This is a genomic window from uncultured Leptotrichia sp. (assembly GCF_938036635.1).
In the GTDB taxonomy this organism is placed as follows: Bacteria; Fusobacteriota; Fusobacteriia; order Fusobacteriales; family Leptotrichiaceae; genus Leptotrichia; species Leptotrichia hongkongensis.
Genome location: NZ_CALHQO010000175.1, coordinates 1 through 5,736, shown reverse-complemented (window position 1 = coordinate 5,736; position 5,736 = coordinate 1). Strand labels below are relative to the sequence as shown.

5 protein-coding genes are annotated in these 5,736 nt (G+C 31.9%); all 5 read right to left on the bottom strand.

What is annotated here, in order from left to right:
- Positions 1-21: 21 nt before the first annotated feature.
- The 5 genes from uvrB to Q0370_RS03490 all read right to left on the bottom strand — a co-directional run bounded on the left by uvrB (position 22) and on the right by Q0370_RS03490 (position 5,691).
- Entirely contained in the window at positions 22-2,001 is a 1,980-nt protein-coding gene (uvrB, locus tag Q0370_RS03510) for an excinuclease ABC subunit UvrB (RefSeq protein ID WP_299572212.1), read from the bottom strand.
- Between the two features lie 154 nt (positions 2,002-2,155).
- The gene (gene era, locus Q0370_RS03505) at positions 2,156-3,040 is read right to left on the bottom strand and encodes a GTPase Era (protein ID WP_299572209.1); all 885 of its coding nucleotides are present in this window, start codon (positions 3,038-3,040) and stop codon (positions 2,156-2,158) included.
- A 20-nt stretch (positions 3,041-3,060) separates the two neighbouring features.
- Positions 3,061-3,396: a zinc ribbon domain-containing protein YjdM gene (locus Q0370_RS03500; RefSeq protein ID WP_299572206.1), complete on the bottom strand. Its 336-nt coding sequence runs from the start codon at positions 3,394-3,396 to the stop codon at positions 3,061-3,063.
- Positions 3,397-3,536: 140 nt separating this feature from the next.
- The gene (locus Q0370_RS03495; protein ID WP_299572203.1) at positions 3,537-5,144 is read right to left on the bottom strand and encodes a ComEC/Rec2 family competence protein; all 1,608 of its coding nucleotides are present in this window, start codon (positions 5,142-5,144) and stop codon (positions 3,537-3,539) included.
- A gap of 1 nt (position 5,145) precedes the next feature.
- Positions 5,146-5,691 (bottom strand): type II secretion system protein, encoded by a 546-nt coding sequence (locus Q0370_RS03490; protein WP_299572200.1) that lies wholly within the window; start codon positions 5,689-5,691, stop codon positions 5,146-5,148.
- Positions 5,692-5,736 lie beyond the last annotated feature (45 nt).

Sequence of the window (5,736 nt, the reverse complement as noted above, 5' to 3'; positions counted from 1 at the left end):
ATTTCTTATAAAAATAAAAAATTATAGTTCAATTAATAACTTCTTCAATTCATTCATTTTATCCCTCAATTTAATAGCTTCTTCAAAATTAAGCTCCTCAGCCAGTTTTTTAATCTGCTTGTCGAGTTTCTTAATTTCCTTTTCCACATCTTTTTCGCTCTTATACTGCTTGATTGCTTTGTTTGCTTCATTTTCTTTTTCAATTTCATAGTCTACGATTGACTCTGCGATTTCTCTTACGATTGATTTTGGATTAATGTTATTTTCCAAGTTGTATTTTTCCTGAACTTCACGCCGTCTGTTTACTTCGTCAATGGCTTCCTGCATGGAGCCTGTTATTCTGTCAGCATATAGGATAACGTGTCCTTCTACATTTCTTGCGGCACGTCCCATTGTCTGAATTAAAGATCTTCTGGAACGTAAATATCCTTCCTTGTCTGCTTCCAAAATTGCCACTAATGAAACTTCTGGAATATCCAGCCCTTCCCGCAGCAAGTTTATTCCAACCAGAACATCAAATTCACCTTTTCTCAATCCTCTTATTATCTCTGTTCTTTCTAGCGTGTCAATGTCAGAGTGCATATATTTTACTTTTATTCCGTATTCCAAATAGTAATCTGTCAGTTCTTCTGCCATTTTTTTTGTCAAGGTTGTAACTAAAACCCGTTCTTTTCTTGCCGTTCTTGTTTTTATTTCATCCATCAAGTCATCAATTTGATTTTTTGTTTCACGAATGTCAATACTTGGCTCTACAATTCCTGTTGGACGGACAAGCTGCTCTACAACCTCACCATTTGAATGTTCCAGCTCGTAATCGCTTGGAGTGGCTGAAATATACACAGCTTGTGGAACTTTTTCAAAAAATTCCTCAAATTTTAATGGACGGTTGTCGTAAGCACTCGGAAGCCTAAATCCATTGTCAATTAAAGCCTTCTTTCTTGCTCTATCTCCCTTATACATTCCATTTATCTGCGGAACTGAAATGTGCGACTCATCCAGAAATACGACCAAATCCTCTGGAAAATAGTCAATCAACGTATCAGGCGCTTCTCCTTCACCCTTTCCAGTCAAATATCTGGAATAGTTTTCCACACCTTTACAATAACCAATTTCTTCAATCATTTCTAAGTCATATTTCGTTCTTTGCTCAATTCTCTGTGCTTCCAGCAGTTTTCCTTCCTTTTGGAAAAAATGCACTCTTTCTTCCATTTCCTTTTTTATTGCCTCAAACATCACTTTTGTATCTTCATTTGTCAAATAGTGAGTTGCAGGCATTATTGTGATTCTTTTTATATTTCTAATTTTCTGTCCAGTAAGCGTATTAATTTCTGAAATACTTTCCAAATCATCTCCAAAAAATTCAAAACGGTACCCTGTATCCTGATAAGATGGATGTAAATCAAGAATATCACCTTTCACACGGAATTTTCCACGCTCAAATGCAATATCATTTCTCTCGTATCTAAGTGAAATCAGCCTTTTTATAAGCTCATTTCTCTCAAATCCAGTTTCCACATCAATCGGAATCGATCTCTTTTTATATGCCTCTGGCGACCCCAATCCATAAATTGCCGAAACTGAAGCCACAATAATGACATCTCTTCTATTCAAAAGTGCCGCTGTTGCTGCATGCCGCAATTTATCAATCTCATCATTAATTGAAGAGTCCTTTTCAATATACGTATCAGTTTGCATAATATACGCTTCAGGCTGGTAATAATCATAATAAGACACAAAATATTCAACAGCATTTTCAGGGAAAAACTGCTTATATTCATTGTAAAGCTGTGCCGCAAGTGTTTTATTTGGTGCCATTATCAAAGCTGGACGATTTATTTTCTCAATAACATTCGCAACTGTAAATGTCTTTCCCGATCCTGTAACCCCAAGCAAAATCTGATCTGTAATCCCATCTTCCAAGTTTTCCACAATCTTTTTAATAGCCTGAGGCTGATCTCCAGTAGGCTTAAATTTTGAATGTATCTTAAAATCCATCTCTATTTTCCTCTTTCTTTTTTTCAAAATTCTCTTTTATTAATTGTTTCCAAAATTTAAACTCATATTTCTACTTTCTCTATAGATATGTATTTTCAAGCAAATTTTTTATAAAAATTAAAAGAAATTATTATTAACCAAATAGAATCTAAAATAACTGTTATTTTATTTTATAACCCATTTCATCAAGAAATTTCTTATTTTTTCTCCATTTCTTCTTAACTTTCACCCACAATTTCAAATTAACCTTCAAATCAATCAGATGCTCAATCTCACGTCTAGCCTCTGTCCCAATTTTCTTAAGCATAGCCCCATCTTTTCCAATAATAATTCCTTTTTGGCTATCTCTTTCAACATAAATATTTATATCATATTTTCTAATTGTAGGCTTTGTTTCTACATTAATAATCTCCACAGCCACACTATGCGGAATTTCATCTTTTGTATGATGTAAAATTTTTTCTCTGACTGTTTCCACAACAATCTTATTTACTGGTAAATCTGTATAGTAATCTTCTGGATAAAACCATACATCATTTGACAAATATTTCTCGGCAACTTCAAATATCTTATGAATTCCAATTGCATATTCCGCCGTAAGAGTTATTATTTCATCAAACTCTCCCAATTTTTCACGAATTTCCTTTTTCTTCTCCTCAATTTCCTCATCCGTCATTTTATCAATCTTATTAATAACAAGCACAATCGGTGTCTTCACACTTCGCACATTTTCATTAACAAACATATCTCCAGTTGAAATTTCCTGTGTCCCATCCAGCATAAACATTATCAAATCCACATTTTCAAGTGCTTCTAGTGCCACATTAGTCATGTGTTCCCCAAGTAAATGCTTAGGTTTGTGAATCCCTGGCGTATCCACAAATATAAACTGATTTTCTCCAATATTTACAATCCCTTTTATCTGATCCCTAGTCGTCCCAGCCTTATCCGACACAATCGCAACTTTTTCTTTCACAAGTTTATTCATAAGTGTAGACTTCCCAACATTTGGACGCCCAACAATTGTTATAAATCCTGATTTCATTCTTTCTCCAATTCTGCTTTTTATATTTTTTTTACAAATTCCGATTTCAGCTTCATCGCACCAAAACCATCTATTTTACAATCAATGTTATGAACTCCATCATCAATTAATCTTATATTTTTAACTTTTGTCCCTCTCTTCAAGTCTGATGATGCACCTTTTACTTTCAAATCCTTAATGATTGTAACGCTGTCTCCATCCTGCAAAATATTTCCGTTTGAATCTTTCACAATGTTTTCATCACTGCTTTCTTCTCCATTTTCAGCCCATTCATAAAAGCATTCTGGGCAAACTAGCATATTTCCATCCTCATAAACATATTCTGATCCACATTTTGGACAATTTGGTAAACTCATATTCTATCTCTCCCTTTCAAATTTTATTATTTTTTTATCATATCATTATACCACGAAACAGGAACTTATAAAATATATTTATTATCATAATTTTCATTTATACTGCTAATAACATTCTTAAATCTATTTCTATGATTATTTTATTGCTTAGTATTAAAAGAACTTGAGCACATATCAATTTTTGCAGTAAACAACGGCATTACAAAAAATGTTATAAAAAATAACATTCCATAATATGCAAAAACCGTCCACAACGGTACTTTTCCATTGATACTAATCTGTAAAAGTGGAATTTTGCTTCCAGCGGAAATAAATCCTTCAAAAGCCTTAAAAATAACTTCTGTAATAAAAACAACTAGGCTGTTAAATAAAGATAATTTAAAAATATTTAGAAGTACAGCCAAAAATAAACATTGTATAACAACTGTTCCAATCGGTATTCCCACAATGTTTAATAAAAATGAAAATAATGGTAATTTTTCAAAATAATACAAAAATAAAGGAATGCTCGTAATTTGTATTGTTAAACTTAAAAATATCAAATCTACAGTATTTCTCAATACTTCGTTTTTTATTTTATCCAAAACCTTTTTTTCATAAAATTTCTTAAATTCAGGATTGACAAAAATTATTGCTATAACAGCTGCATATGAAAGCTGCATTGAAATATCAAAAAGTGAATACGGATTTAGCACAATTATAACAATAAACGACACCAGCAGGGATTTTTTACTGTCTTCCTGCTCAAATAAAATTCTTGCCAAAATCATCATCGCTCCCATAATATAGGCACGTAAAATTCCTGGAGAAAATCCAATTAATGCACAATAGAAAGTTAGTGCCACAAGTGCCATCAGATATTTAAATCTATACCCTAGCGACATCCCGTCCAAAATTTTCACAATCCCAATCACAACCAAACTTATATGAGTCCCAGAAATTACAATCAAATGAGCCAGTCCCGTGTATTTAAACTTATCCTTCATATCCTTAGAAACTTCCGCCTTTTCTCCCAGAACCGCAGCACGTGAAAAAGCATACAAATTTTCTTCAGTTATAAACAAATTATCAAAAATCTCCAAAATATATTTACGAACTCCATTTAATCGTGATTCTTTATATCCTAACACTTTCCCTTCAATCTTAATATTGCCATTTTTATTTACAACTTTCCTAATTTTGTATCGCATAAGGTAAAATCCATATTCAAGCCCCTTCTTATTCTCAATGCTCGCCTGACTTTTCAAATATTTGTTATTAACCTTCAAGACACTTCCACGATTTCCATCAATCTTCACATAAAGTGTCTTTTCTCCAGAAAGTTCTCCCTTAAAAGTAACAAAATTCAGATAAAACACAAACAAAAAAATCGCTGCCAAAATTAAAATTCCAAATTGCCAAGTTCTTTTCACTTCTTCAATTCCTATTTCCATATTAAAAAATTTTACTAAATTTTGTTTCCTGCGTGAAAGTTCAGATTTTATATACTTTTTTCTAGCTTCTTTTTCTCTCAATTTCTGCATTTCTAAAATATATTTGTCAAATTCCTTATTTTCAAATTTATTTACGTTTTCTTGAGTTTGAATATTGTTATTATTTTTACTCACTTTTGTATTTCCAGAATTTTTTATATTTTCATTTTTATTAGATTTTTTCACGATTTTACGAAATTTTATATTCTCAAAATCTATTTTTTTATTGTTTTGTCCAGTTGTTGTATTATTCTCAAAAATTCCCCCACTTTTCAACTTAAATTTCCTCCTCCCACAAGTTAGCCTTTGAATAATCATCCGAAAGATTAATTGGCTTTTTAGCCCTGTAAATACTTATAATCGGATATTTTGCCGCATTTATTGTGTTTGTGGAAATCCTGTAATAAATTTTTTCTCCCTTTTTATCCAGCAAATAAACGGAAAATCCTTTTTCAAAATTCCCTTCATTTGTGGTACGTCTTCTAAAATCAGCATTTTTATTAGAATTATTTGTCATATACGATAAGTTTTGAGAAATCTCCATTTTGTCTATAATATCCTTTTTCCCATTTTTTTCATCCAAAAAATAGGCCCTCTTTTCAGACATTTTAAAATCCAGCACATATTCCTTCCTGTTGTGCTGTGCATACTGTTGAATTTTTCTAATAAACTGGCTAATATTCCTCTTCTGAATTGCAAACTCCTGATTCTGCCTCTGTTTCTCTAAATTCACAGAAACCACCATAAACAAAATCGCCATAATCGAAATGTACAGCAAAACCTCAATAAGCGTAAACCCATTGTTATCCCTTTTTATTTTCATTTTTCTCCTAATTAAATTAAGTTATAGTGTCTTAAAACGTATAAA

Coding starts and splice junctions, on each gene's coding strand:
- Q0370_RS03500 (WP_299572206.1), bottom strand. CDS start 3,396: ATGAGTTTACCAAATTGTCCAAAATGTGGATCAGAATATGTTTATGAG.
- era (WP_299572209.1), bottom strand. CDS start 3,040: ATGAAATCAGGATTTATAACAATTGTTGGGCGTCCAAATGTTGGGAAG.
- Q0370_RS03490 (WP_299572200.1), bottom strand. CDS start 5,691: ATGAAAATAAAAAGGGATAACAATGGGTTTACGCTTATTGAGGTTTTG.